This window comes from Paenibacillus massiliensis subsp. panacisoli DSM 21345, from assembly GCF_000426545.1.
Lineage (GTDB): Bacteria > Bacillota > Bacilli > Paenibacillales > Paenibacillaceae > Paenibacillus > Paenibacillus panacisoli.
This window is the reverse complement of record NZ_AUFO01000001.1, coordinates 77,697-94,372: the sequence shown is the minus strand read 5'-3', so window position 1 is coordinate 94,372 and position 16,676 is coordinate 77,697. Positions and strand designations below refer to the sequence as shown.

The following is a 16,676-nucleotide window of genomic DNA, read 5'->3' as shown; positions in this document are numbered from 1 at the left end:
ATTTTTTGAAGCCTCACCGCTTGGAATTCAGCCAGAGTCTATACAATCATCCAGCATCCGCCCTGCTTAGACTAGACCGAATCTGTCACCTCAGCAACGACAACTCGGCCTCCCTCCACTTTAATGACGACGATCGGTTTGTTCGCTTCAATAAAGCCACCTTCAGTCACCACATCAAAACGCTCACCATCAATACTCACTGTACCTGATGGACGCAGGGGAGTAAGACTGCTACCTGTCTTGCCCGTAAGCGCGTCACGATTCGTGACCGATGAATAACCACGATCGGCTGTCAGGTTCTCACTAAGTATAAATTTATTCCATACCCCGCGGTCCTTAAAGGCAATCGCCACGATCACAATGATTACCGACGCAGCAGCTGTTGCAATACCTAATGATAAGAGTGCATGCGATGTATCATAGGCAGCGCGTACCACTCCTGTAATCAAGCTGATGGAGCCCAGCAACCCGAGAATCCCGTAGCTTGGCACGAATATCTCAATCATCAACAGCACCAGACCAATGATGAACAACAGCCATGTCTCGTAGCCTGCAAAGCCAGCCGCATAATTACCGAAGAAGTACAAGCCAAAGGCGACGATGCCCACAATTCCTGGCACACCAAAGCCTGGTACCAGGAGTTCAATTACCACACCAGCAATACCAAGGAACAACAACAGCACTTGTACCCAAGGATTGGTCAAAAATTCCGCGAACCGCTCCAAGGGAGTCTTGTTCACCTCGAAGACATCGTCGGTTCCGTATCCCATCCACTCAATGACTTCCTGTCTTGACGAGGCAATGTGATCCGCATAACCCGTCTTCAGGGCCTCTTCGCTGGTCAAGGCAATAATCTCGCCTTGTTGCTTGACCTTGCCGATCTCATCCATGCGAACTTCGATCTTGGTATCGACCATGCCCTCAGCTATCTGCGGATTGCGTCCATTCGCTTCAGCTACAGAGGCCATATCACTCTTCCACGCTGCAATCAGCTTAGGATCATCAATATGATTCCCCAGCCCATCGACCAGCGCAGCCGCTCCAATCATACTGCCCGGCTTCATGACAATCTTGTCTGCGCTAAGGGCTATGTAACTGCCTGCCGATGCGGCATTGCCCTGTATATAGGCTACCACGGGAATCTCGCTGCCCTGAATCAATTCACTAATTCGTTCTGCAGTGTCGACCCGCCCGCCAGGCGTATTAATCTCTAATACAATCAACCCAGCCTTGGATACTACAGCTTCACTGAATCCACGCTTCAACACGTTCTCTAGCCCCTGCTCAATCGTCTGTTTTACGGGGAGTACATAGACTGCCCCCGTCTCAGCGCGTTCTTCCGTAGCAGCCGCTGGCTGCACCATGAAGGCGGACATCAGCAGGATACCTAGCATTAGAAAAGACAAGCTCAGCCTGAATAGCTTCCGTTGGTTGAACCTAGCCATTCTTTCTACCTCCTTTCCCACCTAGTATATACAGCTTACCAGATTTTTCACCTGAACATTACGCAAATCCCAAAATGTATCTCACTGAATAATGCTTCACTCTAGTAACATTCACTCTTGGGATCTGCCATGCACATTTTTACGCAGCAAACGCATTCAGGTTTCAAAAAGTCGACACTTCGCCTACCGCTCATGTCACACCTTGTCTGAGCAGGCCAGATTAGAACTTGTTCTGCAACAGCATTTGTAGGGTAGCTCAAGGCTCAGCCCATAGCACGTGCTCTCCAATCCATCCAATACGATACTTACTTTTTATTACCCTCTAGTTGAGCTATTCCTCACCGGTTGGATGATATTTATGTCGTTGTTAGTAAGCGCAAACGTCAGTGTCATAAAGTACACTTCAGCGGTGTATACATGTATGTACGCATAGAAAAAACACCCCCTCAGGTTCGAGGGAGTGTTTAGCTTCTTTAAATTATTGCAGAAATTGTTGAACCGATTGGTTCACGAGTTTACCGTCCGCGCGCCCCTTTACCTTAGGCATCAAGGCGGCCATTAATTTACCCATATCGGCTTTCGAAGAAGCACCGGTTTCCTGGATGGTCTGCTGTACAATAACTTTAATTTCTTCTTCGGTAAGCTGCGTAGGGAGATATTGAACAAGAATCTCGATTTCTGCTTTGGTACTTTCCGCAAGCTCGTCACGGCCAGCTTTTTCAAATTCTTGGAGGGCATCTTTCCGTTGTTTGATCTCACGACTCAGAATATCAAGCACTTCGTTGTCATCCAGATCACGTTTCAAATCTATTTCAAGATTTTTGATCGTAGAACGAACCATTCGAATGGTGGAGAGTTTGAACTTGTCCTTACTCTTCATCGCCTGCTTCATATCTTCGTTCAATCGTTCGCTCAAATGCATGGTATTTAGCTCCTCCTAGAACTTTCTCTTACGAGCAGCCTCGGACTTTTTCTTGCGCTTTACGCTTGGCTTTTCATAATGCTTGCGTTTCTTCACCTCAGCCAATACGCCATCTTTAGCGATGGAACGTTTAAAGCGACGAAGTGCAGCATCAATTGTCTCGTTTTTGCGAACTTTAGTTTCAGACACCAGTTTTCCCTCCCTCCGACCAGACCGTCCAAGAGCAATAACACGGTTCATCACACCTCATTATAGGTGAAAATTTTGTCCCGTGTCAACCTTAACTGTAAATAGATTTTGAATGCACCCCAGAACATATTCAAGAACGCATTCATGCCCTTCCTTTCAAGCCCAATTATTAAGCGTATGGAGGGCGTAACTAAGCGTGTGAATCCGAGATTCCCGTCAGTGCACCAAGCTTTGCCCCACCCAGAAGATGGTAGTGAATATGGTGTACTGCCTGTCCGCTGTCCGGACCACAGTTATTAATCAACCGGTATCCTGATTGCTCCACACCAAGCTCACGTGCTACCTGCTGTGCTACGCTGTGCATGTCGCCAATCAGCGCCAGATCTTCATTTGTTACCTCGTTCATAGAAGCAATATGCTTCTTCGGAATAATCAACACGTGCACTGGAGCTGCTGGCTGAATGTCATGAAATACAACCACATTGTCTGTCTCCATTACTTTTTTGCTCGGAATTGTACCTTCAACAATTTTACAAAACAAGCAATCCATCCGTCTGCCTCCTAATATCAAAATCATTCTATAGCTATCATACCGGAAATAGAGCAGGCCCGTCCAATAAAACCCAAGTGAAGGACCCGCCTGTATAAACAGAGCGGGCTCACGCTTCCACGATATCGTTGCGCTTAAAATATCAGCATCAATAGTAAGGCAATAGGCTTATGGCAGTCAGCACATACAATGGCAGCACAAGCTGCCGGAAGCGGCGTCTGCCATATCCGAATGGGCCACCAAAGCCAAACCCCGGGTAGCCGAAGGCACGCATTCCACCGCCACACCCACAACCACAGCCTCCATGCATGCTTGGCGCCATGTTTGTTGATTCATAGGGCATATTTGCATTTTCACCACCTACGGGCACGGCGAGATAGAGATTCTCATCGTCGACATGCTCCACAATTCCATCGTGAATCCCGCCATCTCTCGTCCACACGCATACATAGCGGTGCATGTGCTTCTTGCACAACCCCTTGGCATCATCCTTCTCAGCCGTAGCTGGAGATGTCGCTCCCGGCATCGGGGCATTAATGTTAGTTGGCATGGAGCCTTGGGCAGGGCTCACTACAACCGGATTGTTATTTTCCATATCCTGCATTCCTCCTCATAGCTTCTGCTGTATAGTATTCAGAAATAGGCTCTTTGCTACTTGAAATTCAGCATTGACCTATAGACACAGAGGAAGCTAATACGCAGCGCTTGTACTCCTTGGCTATATCGAGGAGATGAAGAAATCACAGCCAGTAATATTTATTAGGATAAAAAAAAGCATCCCCTCTCGGTCTTCGGAGACCGGGACAGCATCTCATCAATTCGGATGATCTGCCCTAGGGAATGCAAAGGTATAGTATGTCGGCTTAGCTGTATTATAACAGCACCTTGAATCTGTCTCTGTGAAGAATATCACGTTGCGAATGACGTTACGAATGAATCGCTACTTACAGCGTCTCCATCACTACTCTAGAGCCGCCACCCTCTCGGTCAGGTGGAAGCACTACAATTTTACGTGGAAGGCGTGCACGCAGCTCCGGGACGTGGCTGATGACCCCGACGGATAGCTGATCATGGTGCAGCTTCTCCAGCGATGAGATGACCGTATCCAGTAGCTCTGGGTCCAGTGTGCCGAACCCTTCATCGAGGAAGAAGAACTGAAGTGGATATTGACCACGCAATTGAATCTGGGCAGAAAGGGCCAATGCCAAGGCTAGCGAGGTCAAGAAGGTCTCACCTCCCGATAGTGTGGACACAGGCCGCTTCATCCCCCCATTCGCATCATCCACAATGACGAACCCGCCTCCTGAATCGACTTCCAGCGCGTAGCGTTGTCTCGTCAGGAACCGAAGCCGCTGTGAAGCCGACTGACTGACTTGAATAAGCTGCTCCTCGGCAATGTATTCCACAAAGGCATTGCCTCGCAGACAGCTCTGCAGCTTGGACAACTGCTCGCTCTCAGCGACAAGCTGCGTCCGCTGATGCTCCAGCTCCTTCCATCGAACATGACGAAGCTGGATATCTTCCCAGTCCCGTTCCGCCTTCGCCTTCTCGCTCATCGCTGTTTCGTCACGTTCACGGGCTTCCCTCAGCCGGGCCTGGTGTTCTTGCCACTGCTCTTCGGTCAGTTCAGCACCAGACAGACGCTCCTGAAGATGTCGTACATGTGTACGCACCTCTTTCTCCAGCTCTCGATGATTCAGCACCTCCTGACGATGCTGGTTCGCACTTGCTTCATCCAGAATAGAGGATAGCACCTGCTGCTCCGTGGCAAAGGAAGACCTCCCAAGCTGCTCATTCCATTGCTCCTCGGCACTTGTTCTCCGTTCTACAGCTGCTGTTGCTGTCTGCCTTGCCAGCAGCAGCGTTCTGGAAGTATCGTGCTTACGCTCCTCGGATTGCAGCTTGACAGCGCGATTGCTTCGAGACTCCTCCCGGAGTACCTCAAGACGGGTACGGGACTCCTGCAACAACTGTCCTGCATGTCCATCACCGATCCAGGAATGAAGGCGGCTGGACTTCTCCTTCAGCAGCTCTTGTTTGCCTCCAAGCTCCCCATCCAGCGTGATAATCTGCTTGTCCAATTGGACTACTTCCTGCTCCAGTTGCTGCACAGCAGCCTGCTTCTCTTCAAGAAAGCTCACACTGGTACTCAGCCGTTTTCGAATATCCTCAGCTCGTTCATCTCGCTCTTGCAGCACACGATATTGCTCCTCAGTCTGCTGAATCGACATTCCAGGATGCTCCTGTTGCCAGCTGGATTCGGCATTCGTCCGGCGTTCGAAGAGGGTATTGCGCTTGCGCTCAGCCTGTATGTAAGCCGCTTCGGCGGCTTCGCGCTCGGCAAGGGCTCGTATGTGCTTCTGGTGAATAGACTTCTCACGCTGCTGAAGAGCTGTGAACTGCTCCTGAAGCGTCTGGGTATAGCTCCGAAGCTCCGTCAAGGATTCCTTCAGCTCACTCAGTGCAGATTGGCAATCCTTGACGCTACGAATAGTGCCAGCGACTTCGCTTGGGCTATTTGTCCGTGCAGATGCTACATCGGTCACTGACATGGGCTCTGCTAGTGCTGCTGCAGCCTCTGCTGTATACGACGGTAGCTGCAGCTGTATATTCTGGTACTCCTGAAGCCGCTGGCGTAGCTCTATTCGCAGGTCCTGCAGCTCGCTACTAAGCTCCTGAAGCTGCTCCAGCTCAGAAGCTGCCTGCTGCTCAGCAGTTATTACAGCTGCTGGCGCAGGATGCTCCAATGAGCCGCACACTGGACAAGCCTCACCCTGTTGCAGGCCAGCCGCGAGTCTGGTAGCGAGTCTATGGAGCTCCTCTTCCTGCCGCTCCCTACGCTGGTGCTCAAGCGCTGCCGATAGGGCTACTCCCTCATCCTTCATACGCTCCTGCAGGCTAAGCCAACGTTCTACTTGACTGGACGCAAGCTCAGCAAGCTGTTGATGGCTGGATGCAAGCTCTGCAACCTCCTCTGATAGCTGCTTCTCTACGGCCCTAGCACGCGCCACCAGCTGCTCCTGTGCTGTCAGTTCCCCTTCGGCTTCATGAAGTTGCTCTGTCCATGTCCGTAACTGCTGGACCTGCTGTAGGGCATTTAGAAGGAGCTGCCGCTCTTCGAGTTTTACCTCAACCTGCTCCAACTCCTGCTGCAGCTCCTTCTGACGGGTAGCTCCACGAGCATACAGCTCCCGTTCACGCGTAAGCGTGCTCTCAAGCTGCTCTCTTTGTTGCCTGGCTGCGGTTAACTGCTGCACTACTTGGTCACAACGGATCGAGAGCTCCTCGACATCCCGTTGAAGCGCCTGAGCCTGCTCCAACTGATCTATGCGAACGAGAAGCTTTGGTTCTTCCTCCGTGAGTGCCCTTTGCGCACGCTCATCAGATTCAGCAGCTTTCATTGCTGCATCCTCAGCTTGCTGCGCCGCCAACTGAGCTTCACGGGCGCTTCGCTCCTGCTGCTCGGCATGCTCAACCGAGCGTCTCCACTCCTGCAGCACAGGCAGCAGCGAAGCTGCACTTTCCGCCATGGCCAGCCGCTGCTCAAGCTCAGCGATCGCCGACTCGCGGGAAGTAAGACATTCAAGCTCGACCTTGCGCCCGTCCAGTTCGACAATCAGTTCACGCAGCTTGCGCATAGCCTCCGCCTCACCTGACAGCTGCTCCAGCTCAGAGCGGATCTTCGCAGCTGCAACTACAGCTTCCTTCAGTCGTCCCTCCGTCTCCTTGAGCGCTTCCTCTCCCGCTTGCCCAAGCCCCTGCTGCTCAGCCTCCAGCGTTCTCAAAGCCGCCTCGCTCGCCTTCACGCGCGCGCTAAGCTTCTGGGCAAGCTGGTCGCCATAGCGCTCGAGGTGAAATAGCCGCTGAAGCATCTGTCTGCGCTCACTGCCCTTCAAGGACAGGAACTCGGCAAATTTTCCTTGCGGCAATACTACGGCTCTCGTAAAATCATCCATCTTCAGACCGATGATATCCTCAACGCACCGTGTAACATCTGCGAGCTTGTCTGCGAGTACCTGATCACCCTCAGGCGTAATAGAGACGATTCGGCTCAGTGTATTGCTGACCGATACACCAGATGTCCGCTTAAAACGCCGCTCCACCCGATAGCGCAGCGGTCCGTCAGCAGACATCAGCTCAAAGGTGAACTGCACCGAGAGCGAATCCTCTGCATGATTCATGATGCCCTGTGTTCCATTAACCGCTCTCTCTACCTTCCCGTACAAGGATAGTGTAATAGCATCCAGTAGCGTTGATTTCCCACTGCCAGTAGGCCCGAAAATCCCGAACAGACCTGTCTCGGTCAGCTGCTCGAACTGAATCTCCTGCGTCTCCCTGTAGCTTTGCAGACCTCCAACTTTTAATAGAATCGGCTTCATGACGGTATCCCCTCACCACTCTCACCAACTGAATCCTCTGAAAATACAGCTTCACGGTCCGCATCCTCGTCCACCAGTTCCAGAAAAAGCTTCACAAGCGCATCTTCCGCTTCAGCCCCCCCAGTCTGTCGCTGGTAAAAGGAGCGAAACAGCTCAGGCAAGGGTAACTCGGAGCGCTGCTGCTCTACCATAGAGGTGACCATCTCGGGATAAATTGGGCGAATATGGATAATGCCGTCCCTGCTTTTGCGTAGACGCTGAATATCCCCCATAGACATCGCTTCGGTCAAGGTAATCTCCAGATCAATGTAGGCCGTCTTGTCCAGCCCTTCATCAAGCCAGCGATATACCTCCTCCAGACCTCCCTTAGCCCGCCAACGAACTAGCGGACGACCGCTCGTCAAATGCAGTTCCTCAAGCTGTATATCCTTTCCAGGAGAAGCATCAATAATCGTGACCGATTTCGCCTGCCCCGCCTCCGAGAAGCTGTAGGCCAATGGAGATCCGCTATAACGAATTACTCCCTCACCTTTTACATGCTGGGGTCTGTGAAGATGCCCAAGCGCAGTATACTGGGCACCAGTAGCCAGGGCTGAGGGATCGACAGTATAGGCTCCTCCGACTTGAATGGGTCTTTCCGAATCTGTCTCCAGACCGCCTAGAACATAAATATGGCTCATTGCCAAATTCACGGTGTCTGGTCGGAATGACGCTGCCATGTGAGACATTAATTTACCTACTCGTGTACTGTAGGCCCCACGCAGCACTCCCTCATCCCCCTCCACCGTCAGCAGCTCGTTCAATCGAGCCTCTGACGGGTAAGGAAGGGCCGCCAGACAAGCTACCTCATCTGTACGGGGCACATGGATTCGAAGGGCCTCCGAGCCAGGCAGACCTACTAGCTCAATGCCTCGGCGTTGGACAAGAGGCTTGACGGAAGCCACGCGCTCCGGCTGGTCATGATTCCCGGCAATAACCGCTAGCTGCCGACCATGATCCGTAAGACGCGCCGCTGCTTCATAGAACATCTGCTCGGCAACCGCCGGCGGATTCACGGAGTCATATACATCGCCAGCCATCAGAATCAAATCCACCTGCTGGTCATCAGCGATTCGAACGAGCTCCTCCAGAAAGGCTTCCTGCTCCTTTACACGACTTCGCCCTTCCAGTGTCCGGCCTAGATGCCAATCTGCGGTATGCAATATTCTCATGCTGGTTCCTCCTTTCGCACACACTTGTACTTATTCACCTGATTTTTATTTACTGTATTTATTCACTTGTACTTGTGCACTGTATTTATTTCACTTGTACTTGTCCACTGTATTTATTCACTTGTGCTTGTGCATGTACTTATTCACTGTTATTATTAATTGCTTGCATCTGAACGGACTTCTACACGTACGAATTCGCCTGTCTCTAGGAAGCACAGCCAGCACTCAGCTACAGGCTTATGCAGGATACCCTTCATCACTCTGGCATACAGCTCTAGCTGAAAGCTATACTGCTCAACAAGCCTGTCCATCGGTCGATATTCAGAGATCTGATCGGTCTTATAGTCAATCAGGACCAGTCCCTCTGAATCCTCAAACATACAATCCACGATCCCTTTTACCATCACCTTATCATTCGCGATCTCAGTTGATCGTGAGGATAAGAGCTCCAGACCCCCACGGTAGCGGGACATACGCAGATATTCGTTTACTGGCAGTGCGTAGCTGAACGGTTGTTCTCTCCAGACCTGCTCCGCCGTTAACATTCGCTGTCCAATCGGACTTGCAAAAATACGTTCGAGCACCGCAGCATCCACCACCGCTGCATGCTGCTCCAGCAAAATCTCCGCGTCCACAAGATGCCTCCGGGTAGCCTCTATGCTTTCTTGTGTGATAGGTCCTTGCAAGGGAAGATGAAGCAGCATGGTATGGTAGACTGTGCCTCGTTCCGTAGGACTAAGCGCTTTATTCTCCATGAATCGGGGTCTCCGAAGCTGCAGTGCTGAGGTCTTTCCCGCTCCTAAAGGAACAGTAGCCTGACGAACGGATGTACCAGCCTCAGTTGTCCCCCCCTGACTCAGATTCTCCCGAGGCAGCTTATTTGCAGGCGAATCCTCAGCCGGCGTGTCAACCCTGCCTAGTGAATCAGTAGGTCGCTGCCGATCAGCACCTTGCCATTCCTCCCAGGTTACAGATAGCTGCTCCTGTACATCGGCTGTTCGCTTCATCTCCGTAGCTGAGGTACTGGCTGCAATCTGCCCAGCCAGCGCATACGGATAAGTCCAGATTAGCGCTGCGAGCGTATCAGCAATCTGAGCTTGTTCCAATACTTCCGCTTCTGTGCTCTTTTCTTGCACAGCATCCTCTTCTGCCCCGTACTCGACTGTTGGATACTCTGTCTTATCACCTGTTACAGCACCATGTTCTTGTTTATCCGTATCCCCTGTTCCAATGACCTGACCAGCGCGTAACGCTCTTATTCTGCTCTCAAACGCTAGGTCCACAGCCTTGTCGGCTGCTGCGCCTGTGCTAGCACCCTGATCCATAAGCAGCTCGTCAGAACGATGTACATGAACCTGCCAATCTCCTTGTAGCAGAGCTGATGGAAGCGATGACGCCCCTGGAACCTCATGCTCCAAGCCGACCGCTTCTCTTAGCACGACGGCAGACGGATGACGAATTAATGCTGGACCCAGCCAATCTAGATAGCTGCGAGCAGAAGCAAGCACATAGTCAGGTAATGCGGGGGAATCATGGCCACTTACACCAGACCATGCAAGCACCCGCGCGGCGAGATCACGCACCGTTCCTGTCATAATCAGCTTCTCGCGCGGGCGAGTCAGGGCTACATACAGCACCCGAATCTCCTCGGCAAGCAGTTCAAGCTGCAGGCGGCGCCGAATCGCCAGATGGGCCAGTGTAGGATAGCTTACGCGCACCTTCTCTGCTACATATTTCGGACCAAACCCCAGCTCTTTATGCATCAGGAATGGCATGTTCAGATCCTGCCGATTGAACATCTTTGCTGTTCCTGCCACAAAGACAATCGGGAACTCCAACCCTTTACTCTTGTGAATCGTCATGATGCGTACAGCCTGATCTGTATCCGTCTCCGTAGCGACTGCACCCAGATCACCGCCATGCTCACGCAATCTGTTCAGGAAGGTGAGGAACCGGAACAACCCTCGATTCGATGTGGACTGCTCATATAGACGAGCCCGATCATATAGTGCCTTAAGATTGCTCTGGCGCTGCATACCACCGGGAAGCCCTCCAACCCAGTCCAGATAGCCTGTCTCCTGATATAGTCGCCAGATCAGCTCACTGAGACGCCCAAGTCTTGAGGCTCGTCTCCAGTCTTCAAGCTGGTGCATGAAGTGTGCAAGCCTGGAATCCTCTTGCCGTTGCTGATGTGTATCTGTCTGCAGACCAACAGCAGCCTCCGCAATGCCCTGTGTCTCAAGTGGGGACACAGCTAGTTGGACTGCATCGTAGAAGGAGCCTGAAGGCTGCTGCAATCGAATGCGCGCCAGCTCTTCCTCCGATAAGCCCACAATCGGCGAGCGTAGCACAGCAGCCAATGGGATATCCTGTCGTGGATTATCTATAACCTGCAGCAAGGACAATATAATCTCCACTTCAGTAGCCTTGAAATACCCCTTCGTCTGCTCCCCTGTGGCCGGAATACTGGCTAGACGAAGCTCCTCCATGATTAGCGGAGCCCACAGTGCAGCAGAGCGAAGCAGGATAACTATGTCACCGTAACGTGCAGGACGCATGGCCTTCAACGCCTTGTCATACACCGGAAGAGCAGGAGCCGTATCTCCGATCAGTTCCTTGATTCTTCGCACAATTAGCCTAGCCTCCAGCCGAGCTGTCTCCAGCTCAGCCAGTTCCTCCTCGTCCCTGGTCTCTGCATCGCCCTCCTCAGCAGATGAGGAAAGACCGCTGGAGCCAGAACCATAGCTCTCTTGTGAACTCGTCCGTTCAATCAGCAGCAGCTCTGGCTCATATCTTTGCTCCAGCGACATCGGTTGTGTGACTGCCGCTTCCTGACCATTCTCTGCTTGTTCGTACTTTTCTTGTCCACTCCTATCTTCGGCTAAACCAGCTACAGCTGAAGCCTCCGGAAACGAAGCACCGTGGACCAGCATAGCCCGTTCATCGTAGACAATCTCAGCGACCTCTGCACTCATAATCTGTGAGAAAATTAAATTGACTGCATCCACTACCTCACGACGACTGCGGAAATTACGAGCCAGATCAATCAGCAGACCCTCATTCTCCTCCAAGCCAAAGCGATGATATTTATCAAGGAACAAGCCTGGCTCCGCAAGTCGGAAGCGGTAGATGCTCTGCTTGACGTCCCCTACCATGAATCGGTTCCCAGGCTGCTCCCGCGCCAGCAGACGCACGATATCCTCCTGGACAGTATTCGTATCCTGATACTCATCCAGGAGGACTTCATCGAACAGAGCGCGATACTCAAGTGCCGCATCTGACGGCAGCAGCTGTCCCGGTGTGGAATCGGGATGTCGAAGAATGTGCAGACAATAATGCTCCAGGTCATTAAAGTCCACTAGTCCTCTCGACTGCTTCTCCTGACGGAAGCGCTCAGCGAACGCATGGATCACTCTCGTTAGCTCCTCCATCAAAGGTGCCGCATCGTGCAGCTCCGCCAAAAATTGCTCGGGTCTGCGACCGAACAATGAGCTCTTGAGCTCAGCTATTGTTTTTTTGGCACTATCGCGCAGAGCCTTTACACGCTCCTGTAGCACCGGGTCCGTCTGGTCCTTCTTTACGGGCTTCAATTTGCCAAAAGCAATCTCCTGAAAAGCATCGTATAAAGCGTCCCAAGGCTCCTGCTCCACCTGCTGCAGTAAATCTCGCACCATGTGCAGCTCTTCCTCAACCGTTACGGCATAGGGGGCGGGTCCAGCGGGCTGTACTGCTGCTTCCCTGGCTTGCTCCAGTAGATTAGCTGCCCCACGCAAGGACAGGATGGCATCCTGCTGGATGCTCCTTACCCATGCGGATCTTCCGAGCTGCTCCAGATCCTCGGTACGGAATGCTGCAGCCGTACTGCTTAACCAATATTCCGGCCATGGGTGGCTTCGCGAAAAGTCATACAATCGCTGCACCAAGCCATAGACAGCATCGTCAGTCCGTTCACCGCTGAACCAATCGACCATACTCCGAAAGGCACTGCCCTCCGGGTGTAATCCATACTGCTCCTCGAAAATCTCCTCCAGTAGCTCCTGACGCATAATCTCAGTCTCATGCTCGTTCATGATGCGAAAGCCAGGGTCCAGCGGGATGGATTGATAATGACGCCGAATCACTTCCATACAAAAGGAATGAAGCGTAGTAATCGAGGCTCTGCCCAGCAAAGCAAGCTGACGGCGGATATGCTCACTATTCGAATTCTCTTCCAGCGATCGCTCCAGCGCTTCACGAATACGATGGCGCATCTCGGCTGCAGCGGCCTTGGTAAAGGTAGCTACTAGCAGGCGATCTACGCTATAGCCCGATTCTGGATCGGCTATTTTGCGAATAATCCGCTCCACCAGTACTGCCGTCTTGCCCGAGCCTGCCGCAGCCGCCACTAGCATGTCCTGCCCTGAACGGGAGATGGCCTCCCACTGATCATCACTCCATATGCTGCCTTCCGGCTTAGGTATAGATTGCTTCGTCATTTGTCCCCGCCTCCTTTCTGCTCGATCATGCTCCATGCCTGCTCCTTACCCGGTCTGCCCAACCATTTGTAGCCGTTGCTCTCCAGCGTATCATCGAATTGACATACAGGCTTGAAAGAGCAGAAATCGCAGGCAGTCTCTTGTTGAATCCGATAGGGCTCAATACGTGTCTCCCCATTGGTCATCCTGCTCCCGATATCGCGAATATTATGTCGCACGGCAGACAGCAGACGATCCCATTGTCCAGGACCAGCTACGGAGGAGCTGCTGTAAAAGGTCCCGTCCGCTTTGATTGCTACAGGCAAAATGGAAGAATAGCCCTTGTCGAGCAGCATATCCATCTTGCGAATAACGCCTGGATCAGCCATCAGCAGGCCCTTCATTTTGAATTTCTTCAGCATCTCCTGCTGCGCCTGATCCTCACGCAGTCCATTCGCCGCCTGCAAGAGCGGATTATGCACATGGAAGTACAACGTGCCCGCAGGATAAGCAGGCTCTCCGAGCCACTGCTCGGCATGCGTCAGCAACACATCGAGATAAGTCAGCATTTGCAGTGATAGGCCGTAATACACTTCATGTAGACGAAGATCCTTTTGACTTGATTTGTAGTCAATCACTCGCAGCAAGAGACCTTCTTCTCCCTCAGCCACATCGACCCGGTCAATACGCCCAATCACTTCCATTACGACCCCGTTGTCGAGCTCGAAGCGCAGAGGAGGAATCTCCTTGCCCGGTCCAAAATCCAGCTCTAATCCCAACGGCTCAAAGCTTCCTTGCCGGGCATGCTCCCCCAGAATAACTGACGCACGACTTACGATGTCCTTTAGCTTGCGGAAAATATAGCCATACCGCTTGGAGCTGAGCAGAATTTCGCCCTGCAGACGAGGAGCCAGCTGCTCCACCGTATTCTCCGCCTCTTGTCTGCACTCCTCAGCGCTCAGGCTTCCCCAGCTCTGGTTACGCTCCTTCAAGCTTGTAGCCATCATGCCAAGCGCGGCATGGAAGAGCTGACCGATATCTGGCGCCTTCAGTCGATACACCTGTCTTTCCTTCAGCTTAAGTCCATGTGAGGCAAAGTGTGAGAACGGACAGGCGACAAATCGTTCCATCCGAGAAACGCTCGTTCGTAGCGTATTTCCATACAGCTGGCGACTCGTATCCTCAAGCAGCGTGCTCGTGTGGTTCGCATAGAATAGCGAGGTGAGTAGCTGGCGCAGGCGTGAATAATAAGGCCCGTCCGAAGCAGATGACGCGAACCAATTGTATACGGACCACCAAGGACCCGCGATGGATTCTCCCCGCATCCACTGACGCAGCTGCATAACAAGCTGAGGTAATGCATCCGCCGGATGCGCCGCATATGTGGCCTGTAACGCCCATTCGCTGCCAGGCAACGGTCCGGCAGCCAACGGCTGCTCCCGCAGACTACGGAACATGCTCCGCAGCTGCCTGATATATTCAGAGGGCAGCAAAGGCTTGCCTTCGTCATCAGCTACAGGGTAGCTAAGCCAGAGTCCTCTCCCAGCAGCTGTCATCGCCGTGTAAGCCAGGAACCGCTCGTCCAGCAAGCGCCGATTCACCTCGGGAGCCAGCTGTAGACCCAGTTGCGTCAGGCGTGCCCTTTCCTGCTCGGACAGTACTCCATCCTCCTGCGGAACGGCAGGCATAATCCCTTCGTTCATTCCCAGCAGAAAAACATATTGAATATGATTCACTCGGGATCGGTCCATACTTCCGAGAATAACCTGATCGAGTGCAGGCGGAATTAATGCCAGTCGGTATTCAGCCAATCCTGTCTCCAATATCGACGCAAACAGCTCCTTGTCCCACTGCTCGTCCCCCATCATCTGGGCCACCTGATCCAGCAGCTCCAGCACAGCATCCCAGATCTGACGGTGCTCCCGCGCCGTCTCAGGGTCCCCTTCTGTCTCAGCCTGCTGAATCAGGAGGTCGAGCTTCTGACCAGCCTCAGCTTCCTCCAGTAGCAGATACAGTGCCTCACATTGTGCAAGTACGCTTTTCGCTCGTTTCATTCGCCGTTCAAAAGCGTGTAGCGGAGTCACAATGGCCTGTCGACATAGCTCCATTCGCTCCAGCAGTTCATCTTTATGGCGGCTCCGCTCCTGTTCCTCCATATCCAAGGACAGACTCGGAACCGACTTCCACGGCTTGCCGTCCGTCCAGCGTGAACCATGAATGCCGCAGGCTAGGACATAATTCTCAAGCTCGTCCATTAGCGCCCGATTCACCGGGCCATCAGATGGCAGCAGCAGGTCTGTCTTGATCGCACGGAATACATCCTCATAGCGCCAGCCTCGCCGCACAATATCCAACGAAGCCCGCACTAGCTCAACGAGTGGGTGATGCAATATTCCTCTCTTCTCATCAACGAACACTGGAACCTCATACTTAGCAAACAGCGGCTGTGCCAGATGCTCATAATCGGCAGGATTCCGCACAAGGATGGCCATATCCTTATACCTGACGCCATGCTCACGAGCCAGACGCCTCATTTCCCGAATCGCGCCCTCCAGCTCTGCACGTCGGTCAGAAGCAGCATACAGCCGAATATCCTCTATCGGGTCTATAAATGGTCGTGCTCTTGGCTGCTCAAAGGCGGCTTCCAGACGCATCAGCCCTGAGCCAGGCAGATAGCGGGGCGGAACCTCAGGACGCAACACTTCTGTATGCTGCTCAATTCCCAGCTCCTCTGCCATCCCCCTCAACTTGGTGTACGTCATCGCCGTAGGGTGGAACATGTCCAATTCATGCGGAGAACGCCCTGTCGCATAAGTAGGGTCTAAAGTCAAGGAGACCGTAAATTCCTCTGCTACAGTCATCAGTTCACGAATGACCTGATACTCCAATGGAGTAAAGGTACGGTGTCCATCCAGCCAGATGCGGGCGCCTTTTAGCCACTGTGAATGCTGGACCTGTCCGGCTAGCCGTAGCATCGTATCCTCACCGTCGAGATATAGTGGCGCCATCTCCTGCTCGAACTCCCGATAGATCAAGGCGACGTCCTGGAGCTTATCACCCAGAATCGGCATATCTTTCATCGCCCCGACACGCCCTAATTGCTCTGTCAACGATTCACCCTCTGCACTGTATTGCTTGTGCTCCGTGAAGAGACGGTTCAGTCGATCTACGAAGCCGAGCTGGTCGCCTGAATCGCGAAAGACACGTAGCTCTTCCTTGTGTCTACGCAATATTTTATATAAAAGCATCTTCTTGCCCTCTTCGCTTACCGAAGCAATGGCCGAGCCACCTGTCTCCTGAAGCACCCGATGCGCCAGTCTCCGAAAGCCGAGCACCTGAGCACGCATGCTGCCCTGAACACTACCACCAGACAGCAGTTCATACTCCGTATGGAAGGTTATTTGCTCCGGCACCAGTAGAATGAGCGGAGAGCCAACAGGGCTATCCTGCAGGTGTGCATCAATTTCGCGGTGAATCCGGGTACTCTTCCCGGTCCCGGCACGTCCTATCATCAAACGGATCATGC

The 16,676-nt window shown here is 52.7% G+C and carries 9 protein-coding genes; all 9 read right to left on the bottom strand.

The features are described from left to right. Window positions 1-71: 71 nt before the first annotated feature. The 9 genes from K331_RS0100380 to addB all read right to left on the bottom strand — a co-directional run bounded on the left by K331_RS0100380 (window position 72) and on the right by addB (window position 16,674). Window positions 72-1,445, bottom strand: a complete 1,374-nt coding sequence (locus K331_RS0100380) for an NfeD family protein (protein ID WP_028588746.1) — start codon at window positions 1,443-1,445, stop codon at window positions 72-74. Between the two features lie 478 nt (window positions 1,446-1,923). After that, window positions 1,924-2,367 (bottom strand): GatB/YqeY domain-containing protein, encoded by a 444-nt coding sequence (locus tag K331_RS0100375; protein ID WP_028588745.1) that lies wholly within the window; start codon window positions 2,365-2,367, stop codon window positions 1,924-1,926. Between the two features lie 15 nt (window positions 2,368-2,382). Beyond that, window positions 2,383-2,556, bottom strand: a complete 174-nt coding sequence (gene rpsU, locus K331_RS0100370) for a 30S ribosomal protein S21 (protein WP_005547957.1) — start codon at window positions 2,554-2,556, stop codon at window positions 2,383-2,385. A gap of 190 nt (window positions 2,557-2,746) precedes the next feature. Continuing rightward, the gene (locus K331_RS0100365) at window positions 2,747-3,106 is read right to left on the bottom strand and encodes a histidine triad nucleotide-binding protein (RefSeq protein WP_018886723.1); all 360 of its coding nucleotides are present in this window, start codon (window positions 3,104-3,106) and stop codon (window positions 2,747-2,749) included. Between the two features lie 148 nt (window positions 3,107-3,254). Beyond that, complete coding sequence (locus K331_RS0100360; protein WP_404821452.1) at window positions 3,255-3,701, bottom strand: hypothetical protein; 447 nt, start codon at window positions 3,699-3,701, stop codon at window positions 3,255-3,257. Between the two features lie 349 nt (window positions 3,702-4,050). Further along, a complete protein-coding gene (locus K331_RS0100355; protein ID WP_028588743.1) occupies window positions 4,051-7,485 on the bottom strand; it encodes an AAA family ATPase in 3,435 nt (1,144 codons plus the stop codon). Then, complete coding sequence (locus K331_RS0100350; protein ID WP_028588742.1) at window positions 7,482-8,696, bottom strand: exonuclease SbcCD subunit D; 1,215 nt, start codon at window positions 8,694-8,696, stop codon at window positions 7,482-7,484. The genes K331_RS0100355 and K331_RS0100350 overlap by 4 nt, the downstream gene beginning before the upstream one ends. A 155-nt stretch (window positions 8,697-8,851) precedes the next feature. After that, window positions 8,852-13,171, bottom strand: coding sequence for a UvrD-helicase domain-containing protein (locus K331_RS0100345; protein ID WP_028588741.1), 4,320 nt, complete (start codon window positions 13,169-13,171; stop codon window positions 8,852-8,854). Further along, a complete protein-coding gene (gene addB / locus K331_RS0100340) occupies window positions 13,168-16,674 on the bottom strand; it encodes a helicase-exonuclease AddAB subunit AddB (RefSeq protein WP_028588740.1) in 3,507 nt (1,168 codons plus the stop codon). The genes K331_RS0100345 and addB overlap by 4 nt, the downstream gene beginning before the upstream one ends. Window positions 16,675-16,676 lie beyond the last annotated feature (2 nt).

Bases quoted from the DNA above. Each gene is read 5' to 3' on its own strand.
- K331_RS0100380 (WP_028588746.1), bottom strand. From the start codon at position 1,445: ATGGCTAGGTTCAACCAACGGAAGCTATTCAGGCTGAGCTTGTCTTTT.
- K331_RS0100375 (WP_028588745.1), bottom strand. From the start codon at position 2,367: ATGCATTTGAGCGAACGATTGAACGAAGATATGAAGCAGGCGATGAAG.
- K331_RS0100350 (WP_028588742.1), bottom strand. From the start codon at position 8,696: ATGAGAATATTGCATACCGCAGATTGGCATCTAGGCCGGACACTGGAA.
- K331_RS0100365 (WP_018886723.1), bottom strand. From the start codon at position 3,106: ATGGATTGCTTGTTTTGTAAAATTGTTGAAGGTACAATTCCGAGCAAA.
- K331_RS0100345 (WP_028588741.1), bottom strand. From the start codon at position 13,171: ATGACGAAGCAATCTATACCTAAGCCGGAAGGCAGCATATGGAGTGAT.
- addB (WP_028588740.1), bottom strand. From the start codon at position 16,674: ATGATCCGTTTGATGATAGGACGTGCCGGGACCGGGAAGAGTACCCGG.
- K331_RS0100355 (WP_028588743.1), bottom strand. From the start codon at position 7,485: ATGAAGCCGATTCTATTAAAAGTTGGAGGTCTGCAAAGCTACAGGGAG.
- K331_RS0100360 (WP_404821452.1), bottom strand. From the start codon at position 3,701: ATGGAAAATAACAATCCGGTTGTAGTGAGCCCTGCCCAAGGCTCCATG.